Consider the following 21,133-nt stretch of genomic DNA (forward strand, 5'->3'; position numbering starts at 1 on the left):
CCTATTAATTCAGTAATTCCATCATAGAATTTATAGTTTCATCAGCTCCATCGCTATCCAAATCTGCCACCTGCCCCTTAAGAGTTTCCAGCAAATCCGCCATAGCATCAGGAATAACTAGTCCCGAAAGCTTGTTAACACTTTCATCAGCAGTGTCTATATCCATATCTTCCATGGCAACCTTGATGGTGTTCAGTAAGGCCTGCAAAGCTCCTGTATCCACCTGCTCTTTTGGCTCAGCTAAGGTATCACCTAATCCAAATACCACCTTTAGTTTATCATAATATGAAAGCCATTCTGTGATAAAAATGTCATGCATTCCATTTATTATATCTAGCTTTTCATCCTTTGCAGCAAACTCAAGGATTTTTGCCATACCAGCAAGTGGAATAATTCCAATTGATGCTGCGGAGCTTTTCATTCCATGTACCTGAATTCGGTAGTTATCAAGCTCTGTTTCCAAGTTATCATAATATTCCTGTAGCTTACTTGCATGTATTTTAATAATTTTATAAAACTCACTAAAGGCAGATTCTATCAATTCCATGCTTGATAGATGCAGCCATGCAATTTCCCAATCCACACCATCTACTGCAGGTAGATTTTCCAGTTCGGCTTTAGCATTATCACTATCTGATCCTTCAATATCCTCTGGTGCCTCTTGCATTAAGCCTTCATCCAGGTGAGTTCTAATCATTTCTTCTAGCTTGTCCGATACAATAGGCTTTGACAGGAATCCATCAAAACCTTCCTCCAGATAAGCCTCCTTGGCACCGGCAACAGCATTTGCTGTAAGTATAATAATCGGCGTATCCTTGCAAGGTGAATCTATGAGCTCTTTTATTCTATGAAAAGCCTCTATTCCATCCATTCCAGGCATCATGTGGTCCATAAATATGATATCAAAGTATTCCTTTGCAGCCAGTTCTATGGCTTCCGGACCACTTTCCGCTTCAACAACTTTTATCTGTGTTGGTTTTAAAAGAGCGGAAAATACATTTCTGTTCATTACATTATCATCTACAACAAGCAGCTTCGCATCAGGGGCAATAAAAGCTCTTGTGTATATGTACTGACTCTCAAGGTCTTTGATTCTATTTTTAAAATCACCTAAAGGTGTGGCATCAACAATCTTTTGCCTAATATCAAAATAGAATTTTGAGCCTTGATTATATACACTGTCCACCTCCAGCTTTGTATCCATCATACTAAGAAGCTGCAAGGTAATGCTCATTCCAAGTCCTGTTCCTTCAATGTTCCTGTTTCTACCTTCTTCTATTCGCTGGAACGCTTCGAAGAGCTTTGACATATCTTCTTCTTTAATGCCAATACCTGTATCCTCCACCTCAAAGTGAATAATTTCATCAGTTCCATCTGTTCTACCAGAAACTCTAAGCCATACATTTCCACTCTCAGTATACTTAACAGCGTTAGTTAGAATATTTGTCACAACCTGCTTTATTCTAACATCATCACCATATACCTTAGCAGGCAAATTACTATCTACATCCACTTCAAATATTAGATTCTTTGCCTTTGCCCTAAATGATATTAGATTCGCCAGGTCGTTAATCAGGCTCGAAAGATCATATTCTACTGGAATTATTTCCATCTTACCTGATTCTATCTTTGACATATCCAAAATATCATTGATGATAGAAAGCAATGATTGACCTGCAGTGTGAATATCCATAGCATATTCTCTAATAGATTTCTCTCGGCTTTCCCTAAGAATCATTTCATCCATGCCAAGCACCGCATTGATTGGTGTCCTGATTTCATGGGACATGTTAGCAAGGAAATTTCCTTTGGCTTCACTGGCAGCAATGGCTTCTGCCTTAGCCGCCTCAGCTATCTTCACCTGTTTTTCAAGCTTGTGCGCGTTCTCCTCTACACTTTGCTTAAAATTATTACTAACAATGTTAATATGTTGGTAGGTGATAAACAAAAATGATAAAGTAATTGCGCCGTCAATCAAATATCTCCTTACTAAACTATGATCATCTATAGAACCAATCATGATAAGAACAACAGCAGTTCCAAAGAATGTAAGGCTTATTAAATCATATATTATTAGATTGTATCCCCTGCTCATATTTTTCCATTTAAGCAACATTGCCGCTATGCTTATTAATTGAAACAAATACAAACATACAGTGATAGGCTCTACTAAAAGAAGCGCTGCCTCAGAAGCGCTGGCTTCTAATGAAAGAATCACAAAGGTAATTATAATCGTCGTCCAAACATTAAATGTAGTAAATCTAGGGAAGTGTATATTAAAACCAATATAATAAAATATCGCAAGTAGTAATGGCATTGCAACAATAGTCATTACTGCAATCTTATTGAAGAAATACATATTTGCCATGAAAAGTTTACACAAATCTGTTCGTAATATTATAAATGCCACGGCATCAAGCCCCATGATAGCAACTATAACTAGTCCTCGCATTCTTTCCTTTGATATGTATCTGGTAACATCCAAAAAGATATCTACCACGCACAGCATCAAAATAAGAAGGGCGCAGGAAATAGGAATCATGCTTTCCCTTAAAACATTAATTACAGCAACATCTCTTTTAGATATAGATGGCGCATGAATATTGATACCTGCTTTTGTATCCACTTCGTAAAGCACTATACTAAGCTCATCCCCATCTACCAAATTAGAAGGTAAATCAACTGTCACTAAATCTACAGCTGTCTTTTCCGCCTTATCATCATCCCCAAAGGCATCCATCCCCTTCTCTTGCTCCGAGGCCTTAAATTGCTTCCGGTTAATGCCATCCGATGACAATCCAGCTTCATATAAAGGCTTATCTGCTATAAATATCCTAAGTGCAGAATTATCTGCGTAAAAATTTAATGCTAAAGATGCATAATCTTCCAACATATCATGTCGAAGGATTACTTTATCTCCCAGCTTACTATCAAATGAATATGGCAGCTTAACATCCATGGCTTGTCTACCATTCTCATATTCTACAGTCCAGCCTTTGCTTAAATCATATATTTCTCCGACCGCAATACTGGCTTCTTCAGCATCAAACAGCGGTACTACAGATACTGTCATAAGCACTCCCATAACAATACATATTACCCCAATTAATGCTATACGAATCTTTTTTACCATATATTTATTCCTCGTCATACTTAGCCATTATATCCAATATATGTAATATTAAACCAAATATGTTTGAATTTTGTGTTCTTTGTCTTGGAATGATAGATATTAATCAGATTTTTATCTTTAAATTAGAATATTCATTTAATTTTCTGTGATTTTTTTCGGAAATTCCGCACAACTTTATTTCGATGTTATATTATTTATATAACTGAAAATAGGTTTATTGCAATTTTTTTATATAGATTGTCTTACAAGGAGAAATCAGTATGAGTAAATTTATCGTTGCAGGAATCACTCAGTTAGAAACAATAGTTAAGGTAAAGGAGATTCCTATTAAGTACGAACCTTACACTGGAGAGAGAGATACTATCTACGTCGCCGCTGGTGGTGATGCTTTTAACGAATCTCTTGCTCTTAAGTGGCTTGGCAATGATGTGGAATTTATGACCGTGGTTGGTGAAAATGAAGATCTTAATATCTTCAATCCAAGCAATAGAGAGGTTACACTATCCACTGAATATGTTCTTCCTATTATAAAGGAAACTCCTATGGAAGTACTTTTGTATGATACCAGAAGAAAAGCACAGCGTTTTGAAGACCTAAAGGATATCCGAAATGCCTCTTATGATATGATGCTTGTAGACCCACTAGTACCAGGTTGCGATATGATGGTGCTTTCAAATGTTAACTTCTGCCGCCCATTTATATCAAGAGCAAAGGATAACAACAAGAAATTGGCTGTGAAAATACATAGCTACAAACGAGACAAAGAAATCTATAATGAAGACTTTTTAAAAAATGCAGATATTATCTATTTCAATGATAATACAATAGAAGATGACCCATACGATTTTGTTAAAGAGATGGCTGGAAAATATGACCCTGAGATAATTGTACTGGGTCAAGGTGAAAACGGCGTACTTATATATGATAAATATAAGGATTTCTCTGCTCATTATAATGCAGTTAATTCTAAGCAGATTGTAAACACAGCAGGCGCTGGAAATGCCCTATTTGCTTGTTTCTTACATTATTTCCTTAAGACAGGAGATTCTAAGATATCAATCCATAAAGCTCTGCTTTTTGCATCCAACTATATTGGCTATATGGGAACCTCCAATGGCTTCATGACAGAAGAAGAGCTGGAACATTGGGATAACCTTATTTGGAATCCACGTAACGCAATGTAAAGGATTATGCTATAAAGCCCTCTGCAAAAAAGCAGAGGGCTTTATTTTTTATTATCTTGTAGTTGTTGATTATTCTTCCATAGCATAGCTGATTTCATCAAGCTCAGCATGGAAAAATTCACACCAGCCATACTGATTCATGTAATCACCCATGTATTTATATTGAGAGGCTTCCTTCTTCTCCAGCCAATCAAACAAATCGCACTCAATTCTATCCTTGGCAATAGCCATGCTTCCACGCTGCTTTAAAATAATACCATCAAGCTTAAGCTTAGTGAAAGTATTCTGTAAATCCTGTCGCAGGTTAGATAGATATGATTGCTTCTTTGCAGGGTCTCCGTCATCCTCCCAAAGGCTTGCAATTATTTCGCCATTTGTTGTCTGAGCTCCTCTATTATTAATGAGTATTGCGACAATTTCTTTCGTTCGTGAATATTTAAACTCAACAGGCTTACCGTCAACAAATAGTTCGAAATTGCCAAAGGTCTGAGCAAATACTCGCTTATGGTCATTATACCTTTCAGCATAGCGAAGCTCCGCTAACTCCTCCTGAACCTTACCAGTAGTGACAGGCCGTAGCATATAGCCGCTTGCATGTATCTGCATGGCATCAAATCCATAGTTCTTAGACTCACTGATAAAAATAATATTCATAAAAGGATTAAGCTCTTTAAAATAATTGCCAAGCTCTATTCCGTTTAAATCAGGCATTTCTATATCAATAAATGAGATATCTATCTCTTCTGTTCTTGCCTTGGCTAGGGCATTAAGTGGATCATCAAAGGTGATTATCTCTGCCTCTGGCAGTAGCTCCTTCGTAATCTTTTCTGTCTGTGCAAGACATTTCTTATCATCATCTACAAGCATTACTCTCATCAGATATCACCTCCGCCAAGACTAACAGTTTGTGTTTTCTGATTTAAGCGTTGCTCTCTTGTCATATTGAGAGGTGAAGCCTCACCTACAACTAATGTTTTCCCCTCATTTACCGCCATTTCATGAAGCATTCCACAATTCAAATCTGTTATAACCAGTGCGGCAAATCTATCAAAATTATCCTCATCTATTACAGGGAAATGGTGCTTCATTCTGTACCAATGTTCGCTGTCATAGCCAACACTGCCTATATATAATCTGTCTGCGGTGTCAGCAACATCATCAACATTTGCATAAGGTGCGTTCTCCATCGGAGTATCTTCGCAAAATAACATTGCGTACACCCTAAGAATTTTATCCCTCAGTGTTTCCTCATGGCCATCCTTTGCAATCTTTCCTGTAAGCTCCTCCATTGATTTGTAATAGTAATCCTGGGCACCATCGTTTTCTTCAAAATCAATTAGTGCATCGTATAGTTTCCTGTTAATCATTACCCCTCTCCTTTTTTTCACTTCCATTATATGTAAATCCCAGCATAGTAATATCGTCAAACTGCGCAGCCCTAAGGGCAAACTTATCAATTGATGTCTTAACGTTATCAATTAATTTTTCAGGTGTAGCTGTAGGCTCTTCGTTCAATGCATCAATTAACCTGTCCATGCCATACATGTTGTCAAATACATCTGTCGCCTCAGTAACTCCATCAGTATAAACAAATATACTATCCCCTGGATTCAATTGAAATTCATGTTCTGTATAAGTTAATCCTGGCATAACCGCTAAGGCAGAAGAATGCTTGTAAATAACATACTCAAACTTACCATCTCCACGCCTTACAGCAGGATGCTCATGCCCTGCATTTGCTGCCACTCCTTTACCAGTGGAAACATCTATGATAGCGAACCACACAGTAACAAACATGTCAGAATCGTTTCCTTCACACAACTGATTGTTTACATCTGCAAAAATTTTTGCTGGTGAAAACTCTCCCCCCATTAAGGTTCTGTTTTTGATAAGAGTTTTTGCAATTACCATAAATAGCGCTGCTGGCACCCCTTTGCCTGCCACATCTGCCATAACAAGACCAATATGATTGTCATCAATTAAGAAGAAATCGTAAAAATCTCCTCCAACCTCTTTAGCTGGTGTCATGGATGCAAAAATATCAAACTCATGCCTATCAGGAAATGGCGGGAATTGCCTTGGAAGCATATCGGCCTGAATACGGGTTGCAACATTCAGTTCTGCACCTATTCTCTCTCTTTCCGCTGTTATATCCTGAATATTGTTAATATAAGCCACAATATCCCGCTCCATATTTGAAACAGATACTGCCAAATCCATAAGCTCATCATTAGATTTTACTTCTTCTAGAAGATTATCCTCCACTGATGTATATTCAGCAAAATGATTTAGATTATCCCTTATAAAAATCAATGGATTAATAATATATTTACGCAACGTTTTCCATGTTATTACGCAATAGATAGACATCAGCAAAAGAGCTATTACACTCATATTAATGATAAACTTGCCAAGCGTACTATATATTATACCCATATTTGTATCTACAAATAACAGGGCAACCACATTCCCGTCACTATCACGTATAGGAAGGCAGCTGGAAGTCAGGAAACCATACTGGGAATGTCTTACAAGATAGCTCTTTGGCCTGACTCCCTTTGTATATGACTCCCATATTTCATCAAAAGGAGCCGCAATAGGGTCAACAAAGCCTATAGTGCTTCCTGAATCATATATGTACTTAATTGTGTGATCTTCATATGGAACTCCAATATAGATATAAGCAGCATCAGAACATGCTTGGATATATTTTAGATAATCTACCATCTCATAGTAGTAATCATCCGCTTTCCAGGACTTAGAATATTCAGCGATTTTATCGTGATCTATGTGTTCTATAATAATATTTGCTACAACGTAGCCTCGTTCGTTATATACCCTTTGAATAACCCTATCAAAGAGAAATGAACCACTTAAACACATAAAAACACTCATGAATAACGTAAATACGATAATACCAACTAGCGTTTTTTTACTTATGTCCCATCTTCTTCTGTTTTCACTTTCCATTTTAATCAATTACTCCACTCCCTGTTGCATTTCGCCAAATCTATCTCTTTTTTATCTTAACAGTGACTACAAAATTTATCAATGCGTAAAACTTGAAAACATGGTCTTTTTATATATATAATACACAAATTTATATTTTCAAAAAATGAGACATGTCTAAAATGACATGCCTCAAAAAAGAAGAGTAAAAATGAAAATGTTTAGTTAGCAAACTCCAATGAATTTATCATATCTGAAAAAACTCCTGCAACCTGATTATCCATTGCTTCATCTCCTCCGTTATGTCCATCTAATTCAAAAATAAGTGCGCCATCCATGTAATCTCTGGCAATTGCTGTTACGTATGCGCCTGAGCCACCCTCTTCTGGTCCTACTGAAACCCAATAGCCTTTTATATCCTCTGTGCCAGGGAATGTACCTTCTGAATAAGTAGCTTTTTCACCCCATTGTTCACCAAGCTCTTTTACTGCACCCTCAGCATCATTGTCTACTGTATATGTAGCTGTAATCATATTAGTTCCTGCGCAGTCTCCAGTGTATACAAATGTAGTAACAGGGCCGCCTTGATTTACAGTTATGCAAGAAGCATCATACTTAATGCTCCATCCATTAGCATCAGTATATACGCTAGGGTCACCAAATATTCCGTTAACATAATTTACAGCATTGAATGTATCTACATCTACTCCTGTAAGATGCTCGAATACCAATTCTTCACCGTCGCTAAAATGTCCTTTTATAAGGTAATCTTCAAAATATGTTACTGTCAGTGTATCAACAACTGGATCTATGCTTCCAATATGAAACTCGATTGTATCTTCACCTGCTTCATATTCAAAATAATTAGCTGTTCCATTAGCACCATCTTCAATGCTACCTGAGCCATCACCAAAAAATACATAGAACTGTGTTAAATCTGGATCATCCTTTTCTGCTTCTGGATAAGTTACATAAACACCCTTAGTAAAAACAGTTTTTGCGTCAATTGCATTGCTTGTTGGTGTTGCATCGTCAGCAATGCTTGCTGTCTCCTTGCCACATCCGCTAAATGTTCCAATTACAAGTGCTGTTGCGAAAGTTGTTGCCAATACCTTTTTCATGATTCCCATTTTCATTTTTTTCTCCTTTGCTAAAAAGCTGTTATTTATTATCTGAAAACAGGATAGCAGATTGATTGTCACACTAATGTCACACCGATAAAAAAATTTTATTTCATTAGTTTAACAAGCTCAAATCCTAGCATTGTAATATCATCAAACTGGTCAGCACTTCCTTTAAAGGCATTAACATTTTCAAAAACAGCCTTAACAGTACCTTCGATAGACATTCCTTCTGTAGTATTTAATACATCTATCATTTTGTCTGTACCATATTGTTCTTCCTGTTCGTTTATAGCCTCTGGTACTCCATCCGTATATACAAACAATCTATCGCCTGGTTTAAGTGTAATCTCGTAAGGAGATGGCTTTAACCCTGGCATAGCAGCAAGAACTATACTGTGCTTGTCTTTTATCAGCTCATATTCTCCATCTGCATGCTTAATTGCCGGGTATTCATGCCCGGCATTTGCACACTGCATTACTCCTGTTTTAAGATCCAGTATTCCAATCCATACAGTGACAAACATTTCTGCATCGTTTCCTTCACATAGAGCTTCATTTGTCTTAATTAGTATCTCTGATGGAGTTCCGCCTGCTTCTGCAAAGCTTCGTATTGCCGTTTTACTTCTCATCATAAATAAAGCTGCTGGAATACCCTTTCCCGAAACATCAGCAATTACAAGAGCAATTTTATCGCTATCTATAAAAAAGAAGTCATAAAAATCACCGCCTACCTCCTTGGCAGGCTTCATTGATGCATATATTTCAATTTCATCTCTACCTGGAAAATCAAATACCTGTGGCAAAGATGAAGCCTGTATAGTTCTGGCAAATATCAATTCCTGTTCAATGCGTTGTTCTGCCGCTTTAATATATCCCTTCAATGTAAGTACCGTCTGATTAATATCATCCGATAAAGATGCGAATTCAGATGAGCTTCTAACAACAACTACTTCATTTAGATTTCCTTTTGTTATCTTGTTAAGTGAATCATTTATTAATTGAATATTGCTAACAACAATCTGATTTACCAAATAAGCAATCAGCACGTAAATAACAGTAAATAGCAGGATATCTGCAAGCGCCAGCTCATAGGCTTGAGCATCACGATTCCAGTAGACCTCGCTTCTTTGCATAGTTACTACCAGTATTTTGTTTTTATCAATTCTGTCTGCGTATATTTTAGAATCGATTCCCCAGAATTTACCGTTAACTACTGAATCAAAATTAGAGCATATATAATTATATTCTTCCACAGAAAGAGGCATACCTATATTTTTACCCCTTAACACAACTCTCTCATCATTTATTATTCCAAATATAACATTACTATCTGCGTTTAAATTAACCTCATTTAATTGGTAATTAACTCTTATTGTATTGAAATTATTTTTTAGAGCAGACTTACAATTTTGATTTGCTGTTTGTGTCTGCAATATGCAGGAAAAGACAAAGCTACCAAGTATCACAATTGATGTAATTATAAACAACCATTTTTGAAATTTTTGAGATAATGGTTCCTGTTCCGCCTCAATCTTTTTAAACGGACTAATCCACTCTTTTGATAATAATTGTAAAACTATAGATGATAAGCACATTCCAATGCCGGTGAACACTATCATAGGCACTGCGCATGTACTAACAACCAGAAATGCCATTCGCATATCATTTCTATGAGTAATAAAAACAACATACATATGGAACACTTCCATTACAGCCCCCAGGAAGAATGCGTAAAATGGAGATGGCTTCTTGCCTTTAAACATTCTTGTTTTCATATACATGGCAACAAAACCTGCCAGGCATGTGGAAACACTACAAGCGATTCTTGTATATGAACTTACTCCAAAATAAGTTCCTGCAATATATCTTTCAATTCCTCCTATCAGTCCTGCAATTACACCTGATGAAGGAGCAAAAAACAATCCTGCAGCAAGAGGACCTATGTCACGGACATTAATAATCATGTCCTCATAGGATACTCCAAAATGGGTAGATAGCACCGAGCTAATGCCAAAGACTATACCTATAACTATTTTTTTGAATTTATCTATTTCTTTATTATTTGTCCACTTCCAAACAACTACTGTAAGAATCACATACAGTAATGTAAGAACGGACATTTTTATAATCATGGTTACCATTCTGCCCCATTCTCCTTATAATCAATGACTGTTATATAAATACTATCAGCATTTTGTTAAAATTGTCCGATATTATCCATTCTTTCACAAAGGTTTCACATTTTTTTACCTGGTAAATGCTAACATTAAAATCGAAGTTATATAAATCAAGGAGGAAGCTTTATGCTAAAACAAAGAGTTATGAAACACACATGGTTAAAAGATTTTCGAGCACTAGTTGTAGTTGCTTTATGCGCATTAATGCTAGCATCTTCAAGTAATGCCACACTAATCGCAGAAGCAAAAGGCAGTCCTGCTTTATCATACTGGGCTGATACAGCTCCTGCAAAGACACAGCTACAAAGCTACATGGCACAAATTACAGATAAGAACAGTCAGTATTACATACCTGTCTCAGACAGAATAGCTGTCTTTGACTTAGACGGAACATTATGTTGTGAAACTGACCCTGTATATTTTGACCATGAGCTATTAGTTTACAGAGTATTTGGCGATCCTACATATAAAGATAAAGCCAGTGATTTTGAAAAGGCTGTTGCTGCTAAAGTCTTAGATTTTGCTAAAACAGGTACTTATCCAGAGGAGCTTAGCAACGAACATGGTCAGGCTGTTGCATCTGCATTTGCAGGAATGACAGTTGATGAATTTCTCAACTATGTAAAAGCCTTTGGAAATACACCAATGAATGGCTACAATGGTATGAAAAAGGGTGATGCATTCTATCAGCCAATGGTACAGATTATTAACTATTTACAGCAAAATGATTTTACAGTCTATATAGTTTCTGGAACAGATAGATTAATATTAAGAGGCCTTGTTGATGGCAAATTACCTGTTCCACCAAGACAAATAATCGGTTCTGACGAAGCTATTGTTGCCAAGAATCAAAATGGTGAAGAGGGCCTAACCTATCAATTCAAGGATAATGATTCCCTGGTTTTAGGAGGCAATTTTATAATTAAGAATCTTAAAATGAATAAAGTAGCTGTTATCTCCCAGGAAATAGGCCAACAGCCTGTTCTTTCCTTCGGTAATAGCTCTGGCGATTACAGTATGGCAAAATATGTTACCACAAATAATAAATATAAGAGCCTTGCATTCATGCTATGCTGCGATGATACTGTAAGAGAGAATGGTAAGGCCTCTGCCGCTGAAAAAATGTACAAAAAATGTGCCGAAAGTGGCTGGATTCCAGTTTCAATGAAGAACGATTGGACAACAATCTACGGTCCTGGTGTTTCTAAAAAATAATTATCATCAATAGTTTTATTGCTTGCTAAAATACTTTTATAGGAGGCTTTGACATGAGTAATATTTTTGACGATAAAAGTATTTATAATCGAAATAAAATATACGAAATCCCACCAGACACTATGATTCTAAGGGAAGGAGAAATCAACTTAGATATGTACAAGATTGTGTCTGGACATGTGGAAATGTACACAGGTTATGGCACTCCCAATGAAGTATTAATCGGTCTGCTAGGTCCTGGTACATGTTTCGGAGAATTTGGAATACTGACAGGTCAGCCCGCCATCTACACTATAATTACATATTCTAAAACTAAGATTCTTCGTGTTACTGAGGGCTTAATGGGTGATTTTATCCAGGAAAATAAGGATGATATTCTTCAGATTATGCGAAACATGGCCACCAATATGACCAGAATGCAGCATCAAATCAATCAGCTAAGCCGTGAGCTTGAAGAAGTAACTGAAAATAGGACTGAAACAGACACATCCGACAATAAGGATGATAGTGTGATAGAAATTTTAAGAAGTGATAATCTTCAAAAGGACAACCTTCGTAATTATGCTTTAAATACTCCCGAAAAACAAATGCGTGAAAAAGGGATGCATTTCATAGGAAAAAGAAAAAACAATAACTAACAAATGCCAGCTCATTTTACTTTGAGCTGGCTTATTTTTTGTGTAAGTGTAGCTACTGGTTACTCCACACCCTTCAATGCCTCTACCATATTTATCTCATTTATCTTAGCCGTAACAACAATATTTATCAAAACAGAAACTAGAAATGTTCCTATAATGGCTACAATAAATGGTAATAAAGACAAATCCATAATCAAATCTGAGTCGTCCAACAAAAATTCGTCTAACAAGGCTGTCAAAGATAAATATCCCAGCGGAACACCAATGATGGCTCCAAGCCCAGTCACAGTTAAGTTTTGCTGCATCAAAATAAATCTAATGTTCATGGACTGAAAACCTAACACTTTCATCGTTGCTATTTCTCTTACCTTTTCTATGTAGGATAACACTCCCAAATTGTACAAAACCACTGTTCCAAGTACAATTGCTATAACAGAAACGATAATGGAAATCGTATAACCTATTTCCTGCGCTGATTCTGCACTTTGTATAAGCATATCCCTATCATTGACAGCAACTATTCCATCCTTATCCTTAAGATTAGCTGGTACAGTCATGTTCGTATATACGATATTAGGACGAAATTCTCCTAGTGCGTTTTCCCATGCCGTCCTACTCATAATTAGGCCCTGATCAGTTGCCTGACGGCAAAAAGCTACTATCTTTGCGCTGTATTCTCTGTCCTCTCCTGGCATCTTCCATCTTAATGTATCCCCCACTTCCACATTATAGGTATCCTTCAATCTGCTGGTTACTACAACACCATTTTCGGGAAGCTGAAAATACTCAAGATTCATATCCTGAAACCTATAAATGTTTCCCTCATCCGCTACAATAAGAGGTCTAACATTCTCGGTTGTATCTGAATAAACTGTTACTGTTGTTGATTGAATCATCTGCCCTGCATATTCAAGAGCATAGTCCTCCACTATTCCATATTCAGTATCATCAGCAAACAGAATCTTATAATTAGTATTTATCAAATCTTCAAACATCCATAAGCTTTGTCCTGATAACAACTCGTAAAAACCAACAGCCGTAAATAACAACATGGATGTAACCGCTATACCCATAATGCTCATGGCAGTTCTTAATTTATTATTTACAACATCTCTAACATTCCAGCGAATTGCAAAGCCTAAGCGATTCCAAATCCTACTTTTTTCCAGGTAACCTTTAGAATTATTCTTAGGTGGCTCCGGCTTTAGTATCTCCGCAGCACGCTCTAACAAGGTCTTTCTGGTACATACAAAAGTTGTGATAGCTCCAATTATCACTGCAATAAATGGCATTACAAGACTCTTTGTAGTCAAATGGGGAGTGGTGTAAGGATGCTGATAATAATAAACATCCACATCTATCAAATATGCCCCCAGTGTATACTTACCAACAATTGTGCCACATATAGCACCAAAGAATATTATAATGGTTGAATAAGAAAGATAATGAATCATTATTTTTCTATCTGAAAATCCTAAGGCCTTCATTGTTCCTATTTGGATTCTTTGATTATTTGTAAGTCTCGTCATTGTTGTAACAATTCCAAGCACCGCTATAAGAAGAAAAAGCGTAGTGAATGCTGTACTTAAAGCATCACTTGATTCTGTGCTTCCGGCAAACTCATCATATATGTCACCTTCTGTTTTTGTTTTCACTATAACTTTTCTATTATCCAGCTTGTCGATTATTTTTTGCTTCATAGCAAGCATATAGTTTTTTTCTTCATCGGTAAGGGTTAACTCCTGCCCCTTTACCGCCTTTAAATCAACAATCAACTGGTCATATTTAATACTTGTATACGGCGCCTCACAAATATCCATAACAACAAATCCATGGGTTCCATACTCAGGCTCAGGATATGTATCATTTGGCACATAATACATATATTCAGGATAATATACGATACCTTTTACAACCTCTTGAAAACTAATTCCTTCAGTATCTATGTTCAAGATATCCCCTACTTTTATCCCCATAGGTGTTGCAAATCTTTCCTCAACCCATACTCCTTTTGCCCCATTTGTATAGGGTTCTCCACTTATTAGCTTCATTTTAGAGATATCATTTCCATTAATGTAGCTAATTGCAAGTAAGCGCTCTTTATCAAGCTTTGTTTTTCCTGTTGCATGAATAAGACCGTTTACACTTTTTACTTCTTCCATTTCCATAAGGCTAGCAATCTGGCCATTATCAAAATAATCCCCTTGGATATCCATGTCTTTGAAATTAGTTTCTTCCAGATACTTAGTGCCAGCCACTCCATACTCTGCAAACTGAGTGTCGAATCCGGCAGAAATCAGCATGGCAAAAAAGGTCATTATAAAGATAGACAGAAATTGTACCCCATTATTTCTAAGGTCTCTTAAAACCTTTCTTATCAGCATAACCGCTCCTTTAATTAGCTATACGTCTTGTTCCAATATCATCTTCTGTCACAGGTGATGTGATTACCTTTTCATTTTCGTTTACACCTTCTACTATTTCTACCAGTCCATTTCCCCTTGCTCCACAAGTAATATTCCTTCGGGCTATTTTTCCTTTTTCTAATACATAGACATAATCGCCATTGTCATCTGTGTAAACAGCCTTATCACTTGTTGTCAAAACATCTTTTTTCTCCTGGGCATAAATCTTTACATCAGCCTCTAACCCTATAGTAGGCTGTACAGTTTTATCTACAAAGCTTACATACACCTTTACTTTTGGTTTATTTGAAGAATCTACTTCAGCCAGTGGAGATATGCTTTCAACCTTTGCCTCGTATGTAGTGTCTCCGATAGTGATAGATGCATCCTGGCCAACTGCTATTTTTCCAATATCAAATCTAGAAATCATAACCTTAGCCTTATAGCCTGATGAAGGTTGAATTATAAACAATGGTGTTCCAGCCTCTACAAAGGAACCTGTATCCACAAGTCTTTCAGTAATTGTCCCGTCGCAGCTTGCCATAAGACCAGTCTTTGCAGTATCCAGTGCACGACTTGCCTGGTTTTCTTGTATCTTTGCAACCTCTATAGAATCAGCATATTGAGCTAGCTGTGAATTGCTGACAACAGCTTGTTTTGCAATATTTTCATTCTCTTTGTTTTCATTCCATGCCTTATCCACAATATCTAAAAGTCTTAGAATTTCCAGATAGGACTTATATTCCTCCATTGTCATATTTCTTGTATCTACACTGATAATTGCAGTTCTATTTGAAGAAATTTGGCTTTCTAATGACTTGACTTTATTTTTTGCATCATTAATTGCTGATTCTCCTTCAGCGCTTTCCAATTCAGCCTCTGCTACTTGTAACTGAGCATTAAGGGATGCCAGCTGAGCCTCTAATCTATTTAGATTGTATTGTGCAGATTGATTCCTACTTTCTTGAGTAATCATCAATCTATCTCTGGCTTCTATTAAGCTTACATAGTTTTTCTTTGTAGCATCACCCTCAACTGTGGCCTTATTTAGCATTGCTTTATATTCATTATTTTTTTCAACCGCAGCATTGTATCCATCCTGATAATATTTCTTGTTGGCACTTGCAGTATTTAGATTTTCCTCAAATGAAGTCAGGTCATATTTAACAAGAATATCGCCTTCTTTCACGGCATCGTAGTTCTTATAAAGTACATCAGAAAGTTTTCCAGCAACTGGTGAATATACTGTAATTGCATCATCTGCTGCTATATTTCCTACCTCTGTAACAGACGCACGTACACTAGATTTTTTCACTGTGTCCACATCAACTGAATCAGGAATAAGATTATATGCAAGCAACCCAACAACACCAACACAAACCACAATAAAAGCAATACATTGTTTTTTCTTTGTTCTAAATATCTCTTTAACCTTCATCTTACCACTCCACCCCATCTACACTTTTAGGATTGTCATTAACAACAACACTATGTACCGTTCCATTCTTTACATTGATTACTTTATCCGCTAATTCTGCAAACAAATCATTGTGGGTTACTATTACAACCGTCCTATGCCCCTCTTTACTTTGCTTTTGCAGTAAATTAATAACCTCTTTTCCTGTGTTTGTATCTAAAGCTCCTGTAGGTTCATCACAAAGTAATAATCTAGGTCTCTTTGCTATTGCCCTTGCAATTGATACTCTTTGCTGTTGTCCGCCTGACATTTGTGAAGGAAAACTTTTCCATTTATCCTCCAACCCAACTAAAGCTAATGCCTCCATCGGGTCCATTATTTCTACTCCAAGCTCATTGATTAATGCCACATTTTCCATAGCATTTAATGTTGGGATTAGATTATAAAACTGAAAAATTATCCCCACGTCCTTAGCTCTAAACTTTCCCAGCTGCTTATCATCCAGTGCTGTGATTTCCGTGTCACCAAAAACTATTTTTCCCGATGTTGCTGCATCTAGCCCACCTAACATATTAAGAAGTGTACTTTTTCCTGCACCTGATGGTCCTAATATAACAACCATCTCTCCTTCATCGATGGTTAAATTAACATCATGTAAAGCTTCATACTCAATATCACCGGTTTTATAAATTTTCCCTACATTTTCGAAACTAATTAGTGTTCCCACATTGGCCTCCATCAACAAGACTTAAATCATTACATTATTATTGTATGTATCAAGTTTTTTTAATCCTTTTTTTGCTTGAAGAAATTGCATCCGCTGGGCATACTAATCGGCATAAATGACAACCTACACATTTACTTCCATCCAGCTTTGGTACCCTATTGTCAAATTTAATTGCCTGATGCCCGCCATCATCGCAAGAAATAACACATCTTCCGCAGCCAATGCATTTTTCCAAATCAAACTTAGGGAAAAGCACTGTATCACGCTCTAGCACATCAGTTGTATCACTAACAGAATCCAGTCCAGCGCCAATTATATCTTTCACTGAATCTAATCCCATCTGTGCCAGATAATAATTAAGACCAGATTTTAAGTCATCTATAATTCGATATCCATATTGCATAACAGCGGTGGTAATTTGTATTGAACCTGCACCCATTAATATAAACTCTAGTGCATCCTTCCAGGTCTCAATTCCACCCATGCCAGAAATATGCATTCCTTTTAGGTTTGCGTTTTGACCTAATTCAGCTATAAATCTAAGAGCTATAGGCTTAACAGCATTTCCACTGTAGCCACCAATAGCAGACTGCCCCTTTACTGCAGGGGCTGAAACGTATGTAAGTGGATTGACTCCAACTATACTTTTAATGGTATTAATAGCAGCGATTCCATCTGCACCGCCTCTTAACGCTGCCTCTGCCGCTTCCGACATAGTAGCAACATTAGGTGTAAGCTTTGCCAAAACAGGAATAGTAGTGCTCCGCTTTGCAGCCCTTGTAAATCTTTCCACCAGCTCAGGTACCTGACCTATATCAGAGCCCAGTCCATCCTCTTGCATATTAGGACATGAAAAGTTAAGCTCAATAGCATCTGCTCCGTTTTCCTCACACAACTTCGCTAACGACTCCCACTCAGCCTCATCCTTTCCCATAATGGATGCCAGTATAAATTTAGAAGGATAATTCTTTTTTAAATCCCTAAATATCTTCATATTCTCAGCTACACTATGATCAGATAGCTGTTCAATATTCTTAAATCCAATGATATTACCATTATCACCCTTTATTGCGGAAAACCTTGGGGAAGCTTCATGAATATCCAAAGAGCATACTGTTTTAAAGCATGCCCCTGCCCATCCAGCTTCAAAAGCCCTGGCACACATATCATAGGTTGATGCAACTACCGATGAAGATAGAAGGAATGGGTTTTCCAGTGGCACCCCACATATATCACACTGTAATCTATGCTCATCTTCTGGTAGGTCTATTTCAGTTTTGCTACGTATATCCCAGGCAAGAGATGTTATTAGCTGCTTTATTGGCACCTTTGATTTACTAATGCACATGCCTTCGCAATCAGCATGACAGTCCAAACAAGGATTTCCCTCTGGTATTTTAAGAGCTGCCACGTCCGCATTATCAAACCATATACTTCTAAGGGCATCCCCAGGTCGTACTAAATTACAAGCTTTGTTGCATGGAGCATCCTTGCATAATAAACAGGAAATCATTTCTTTTCTACCAGGAACTTCACCTATAACCATAGAGCACCTCTTTCCTTAAACAATCACAGTTAGCTACACTTTGCCTTAATCTCTTAACAGTTTTTCTAAAGTTTCAAATAACAACTGAGGCTCAACAGGCTTGCTTAGATGAGCATTCATTCCAGCCTGCAGACTCTGCTGTACATCTTCATCAAAAGCATTTGCCGTAAGAGCAATAATAGGAATAGTTGCGGAATCCATTCTTCCTGCTGTACGAATATGCTTTGTTGCTGTCAATCCGTCCATCTCAGGCATCCTTATATCCATAAGCATTACATCATAGTAACCTTCTGGCTTGGATTCGTAATATTTTATTACTTCCTTTCCATTTACAGCATGGTCCACTTCCAACTTTTTCATAGATAGTATTTTCATCATTATCTGGGCATTTATTGCAACATCCTCAGCTAGAAGTACTTTTTTGCCTTCAAGGCTCACACTGTTATTTCCACCTGACAAGGTTCTATTTTTCTTCTCCAGAACATCTTTAAATTCATTTATAAGATTTTCTGTAAAAAGAGGTTTAGATATAAAGCTATCCACACCAGCTTCCTTAGCCTCATCATAAATGTCATCCCAGTTATAGGCTGTAAGTATAATTACTGCTGTATCCTTACCAATAACAGAACGTATCTGCTTTGTAGTCTCTACCCCATCCATTTCTGGCATCTGCCAGTCTACGATTATCAGATTGTATGGGTCCTGGCGGGCTTCTGCCAGCTTTACCAGCTCTATGGCCTCCTGCCCAGATGTACTGGTTTCAGCTATAATTCCAGCCTGCGACATTACAAGCTTAGCCTGATTGCAGGCAAGTGGATCATCATCAACAACAAGGACTTTTAAATCCTGCACAGATATATCCAGTGAATCCTTATCTTCCACATGAATCCTATCTGATTCTTTTAGTGTAATATTCACTGTAAAGGTGGTTCCCACATTTTTCTCACTCTCTACAGATATTTCACCATTCATCATTTCCACGATGCTCTTTGTTATCGCCATTCCCAATCCAGAGCTGCCATATTTATTTGTAGCGCCTGCATCTTCCTGACTAAAGCTGTCAAACAACCTTGGAATATACTCTTTACTCATGCCGATTCCAGTATCACTGATTTTGAATTGCAGTGCTGCTCTTCCATCAAATCCGCTTATTTTTTCAACAATCAGTTCAACCTTTCCACCTTTAGGAGTGAACTTAACAGCATTTCCTAATATATTAATAAGTACCTGCCTAAGCTTAACGCTATCACCTATGTAATAATCATTAAGATGTCCCTTTATACGGCAATTGTACTCAAGCCCCTTTTCCTGACATTGTCCACTAAAAATAACATTTATTTGCTCTAATACCTTCGAAAAAGCAAATTCTTCATTTTTCAGTGACATTCTTCCAGACTCAATCCTTGACATATCCAAGATATCGTTAATTAGACTAAGTAGATGCTGTGCGCTACTGCCAATCTTCTCAAGATAATCTTTCGTAGTATCTGAAATATCAGGCTCATTTAAGGCAAGGGTATCCAAACCTATAATTGCGTTCATAGGGGTTCTTATCTCATGACTCATACTTGACAGGAATGTTGTCTTTGCCTTACTTGCAGCTTCTGCAGTCTTTAAGGCATCGGAAAGAGCTTGATTTTTTGCAAGAGACTCTCTCATCTCTTCATCAATATCTGTGAAACCTACTCCCACTGCATTGATTTCTTCACTCTCTTCTGCCCCTATGCCTTTAACATCAGCCATTCTGAGCATTTCATAGCTTTCCACCCCATTCTTGATTTTCATATAACGAAAGGCAATGATGTCATTATTCTTTAATGCAGTTCTAATATTTTCAGGCTTTATAAATTCTAAGAATTGCTCTTTGTAATCTTCTGCAACATAATTCCTTGCATACTCTATAAAAGCATCTGAAAAAACAAAGTCATCCCCTTTTCCAACATCATCCTCAGCATCATTTCTAAAACAGGTGGCTGTATTTTTATCCAGATTAACGTAATATACACTTCTGTAATCTGAGGCCAAGGCGTTAACCATTTTATCCAGCCTAGCTCTCTTTTTCTCCTGCTCTAATAATTCATCTTGAAGAGCTATTCTTTCTTCAAGCTCTTGCTGCATTAACTCAGAAGTTTCACGTTCCATGGCAAGTTTTGTATTTTTCTTTGTTTGCAAAAACAACGTAATAAATACTGCGGTAAGCACAAATGTAATTATTATTGCCATTGCAAGACTTCTAATTATGATGCCTTCAGATATTGCATCAATCTGTCCGCTGATTACACTTTCCCTGATTAAATATGTAAGCATCCAATCAGTTCTATGAACTGGGACATAATACATTGTTTCTTTAATATTGTTATATGTAAAAGAAACTACGCCTGTATTCCCCTTGCTAAAATCATCTTTTACAGTTTCCACATTATAGTCATTCTCAAACTTTGCGTTATTCAATGCCACCAATAAATTGTCCTCACTGGCAAGACCGCCAAGTACTGTATTTGTAAGAGAATAACCATCTGTTGTGTATAAGTTACAAAATGTCGTATTGTTAGAGCCTGATTGAAGAGATATATTTTCAAGCATACTCTCCATATCTATTTCCATAAAGCAAGCAACCA

14 protein-coding genes are annotated in these 21,133 nt (G+C 37.0%); 3 read left to right on the plus strand and 11 right to left on the minus strand.

Annotated features, from left to right (window positions below; translation table 11 throughout):
• Positions 1 to 4: 4 nt before the first annotated feature.
• Positions 5 to 3,133 (minus strand): response regulator, encoded by a 3,129-nt coding sequence (locus tag IJ535_RS12980; protein ID WP_294303698.1) that lies wholly within the window; start codon positions 3,131 to 3,133, stop codon positions 5 to 7.
• 260 nt (positions 3,134 to 3,393) lie between these two features.
• Between IJ535_RS12980 and IJ535_RS12985 the strand changes: the two genes are divergently transcribed.
• A complete protein-coding gene (locus tag IJ535_RS12985) occupies positions 3,394 to 4,317 on the plus strand; it encodes a carbohydrate kinase family protein (protein WP_294303700.1) in 924 nt (307 codons plus the stop codon).
• A 69-nt stretch (positions 4,318 to 4,386) separates the two neighbouring features.
• Here the strand turns inward: IJ535_RS12985 and IJ535_RS12990 are convergent, their stop codons facing one another.
• The 5 genes from IJ535_RS12990 to IJ535_RS13010 form a co-directional block, all read right to left on the minus strand.
• Positions 4,387 to 5,193 (minus strand): response regulator, encoded by an 807-nt coding sequence (locus tag IJ535_RS12990; RefSeq protein ID WP_294303702.1) that lies wholly within the window; start codon positions 5,191 to 5,193, stop codon positions 4,387 to 4,389.
• Entirely contained in the window at positions 5,193 to 5,684 is a 492-nt protein-coding gene (locus IJ535_RS12995) for a hypothetical protein (protein ID WP_294303704.1), read from the minus strand. The genes IJ535_RS12990 and IJ535_RS12995 overlap by 1 nt, the downstream gene beginning before the upstream one ends.
• Complete coding sequence (locus IJ535_RS13000; protein WP_294303727.1) at positions 5,677 to 7,287, minus strand: PP2C family protein-serine/threonine phosphatase; 1,611 nt, start codon at positions 7,285 to 7,287, stop codon at positions 5,677 to 5,679. The genes IJ535_RS12995 and IJ535_RS13000 overlap by 8 nt, the downstream gene beginning before the upstream one ends.
• A 200-nt stretch (positions 7,288 to 7,487) precedes the next feature.
• Positions 7,488 to 8,402, minus strand: coding sequence for a hypothetical protein (locus tag IJ535_RS13005; RefSeq protein WP_294303706.1), 915 nt, complete (start codon positions 8,400 to 8,402; stop codon positions 7,488 to 7,490).
• 92 nt (positions 8,403 to 8,494) lie between these two features.
• Positions 8,495 to 10,531: a SpoIIE family protein phosphatase gene (locus tag IJ535_RS13010; RefSeq protein ID WP_294303709.1), complete on the minus strand. Its 2,037-nt coding sequence runs from the start codon at positions 10,529 to 10,531 to the stop codon at positions 8,495 to 8,497.
• 162 nt (positions 10,532 to 10,693) lie between these two features.
• Between IJ535_RS13010 and IJ535_RS13015 the strand changes: the two genes are divergently transcribed.
• Complete coding sequence (locus IJ535_RS13015) at positions 10,694 to 11,782, plus strand: haloacid dehalogenase-like hydrolase (RefSeq protein ID WP_294303712.1); 1,089 nt, start codon at positions 10,694 to 10,696, stop codon at positions 11,780 to 11,782.
• Positions 11,783 to 11,835: 53 nt separating this feature from the next.
• On the plus strand, positions 11,836 to 12,420 hold the full coding sequence (locus IJ535_RS13020; protein ID WP_294303715.1) for a Crp/Fnr family transcriptional regulator: 585 nt from the start codon (positions 11,836 to 11,838) through the stop codon (positions 12,418 to 12,420).
• 59 nt (positions 12,421 to 12,479) lie between these two features.
• Here IJ535_RS13020 and IJ535_RS13025 read toward each other — a convergent pair whose 3' ends face one another.
• The 5 genes from IJ535_RS13025 to IJ535_RS13045 form a co-directional block, all read right to left on the minus strand.
• Entirely contained in the window at positions 12,480 to 14,804 is a 2,325-nt protein-coding gene (locus IJ535_RS13025; protein ID WP_294303717.1) for an ABC transporter permease, read from the minus strand.
• A gap of 10 nt (positions 14,805 to 14,814) precedes the next feature.
• The gene (locus IJ535_RS13030; RefSeq protein ID WP_294303718.1) at positions 14,815 to 16,263 is read right to left on the minus strand and encodes an efflux RND transporter periplasmic adaptor subunit; all 1,449 of its coding nucleotides are present in this window, start codon (positions 16,261 to 16,263) and stop codon (positions 14,815 to 14,817) included.
• A 1-nt stretch (position 16,264) separates the two neighbouring features.
• The gene (locus IJ535_RS13035) at positions 16,265 to 16,969 is read right to left on the minus strand and encodes an ABC transporter ATP-binding protein (protein WP_294303720.1); all 705 of its coding nucleotides are present in this window, start codon (positions 16,967 to 16,969) and stop codon (positions 16,265 to 16,267) included.
• Between the two features lie 49 nt (positions 16,970 to 17,018).
• Positions 17,019 to 18,515 carry an NAD-dependent dihydropyrimidine dehydrogenase subunit PreA gene (gene preA, locus IJ535_RS13040; protein WP_294303722.1) on the minus strand — a complete coding sequence of 499 codons (1,497 nt, stop codon included), beginning with the start codon at positions 18,513 to 18,515 and terminating at the stop codon, positions 17,019 to 17,021.
• A 45-nt stretch (positions 18,516 to 18,560) separates the two neighbouring features.
• Positions 18,561 to 21,133, minus strand: a 2,573-nt coding sequence (locus IJ535_RS13045) for a response regulator (protein ID WP_294303724.1), incomplete at its 5' end; no start/stop codon positions are given.

Source organism: Pseudobutyrivibrio sp., from assembly GCF_017471675.1.
In the GTDB taxonomy this organism is placed as follows: Bacteria; Bacillota; Clostridia; order Lachnospirales; family Lachnospiraceae; genus Pseudobutyrivibrio.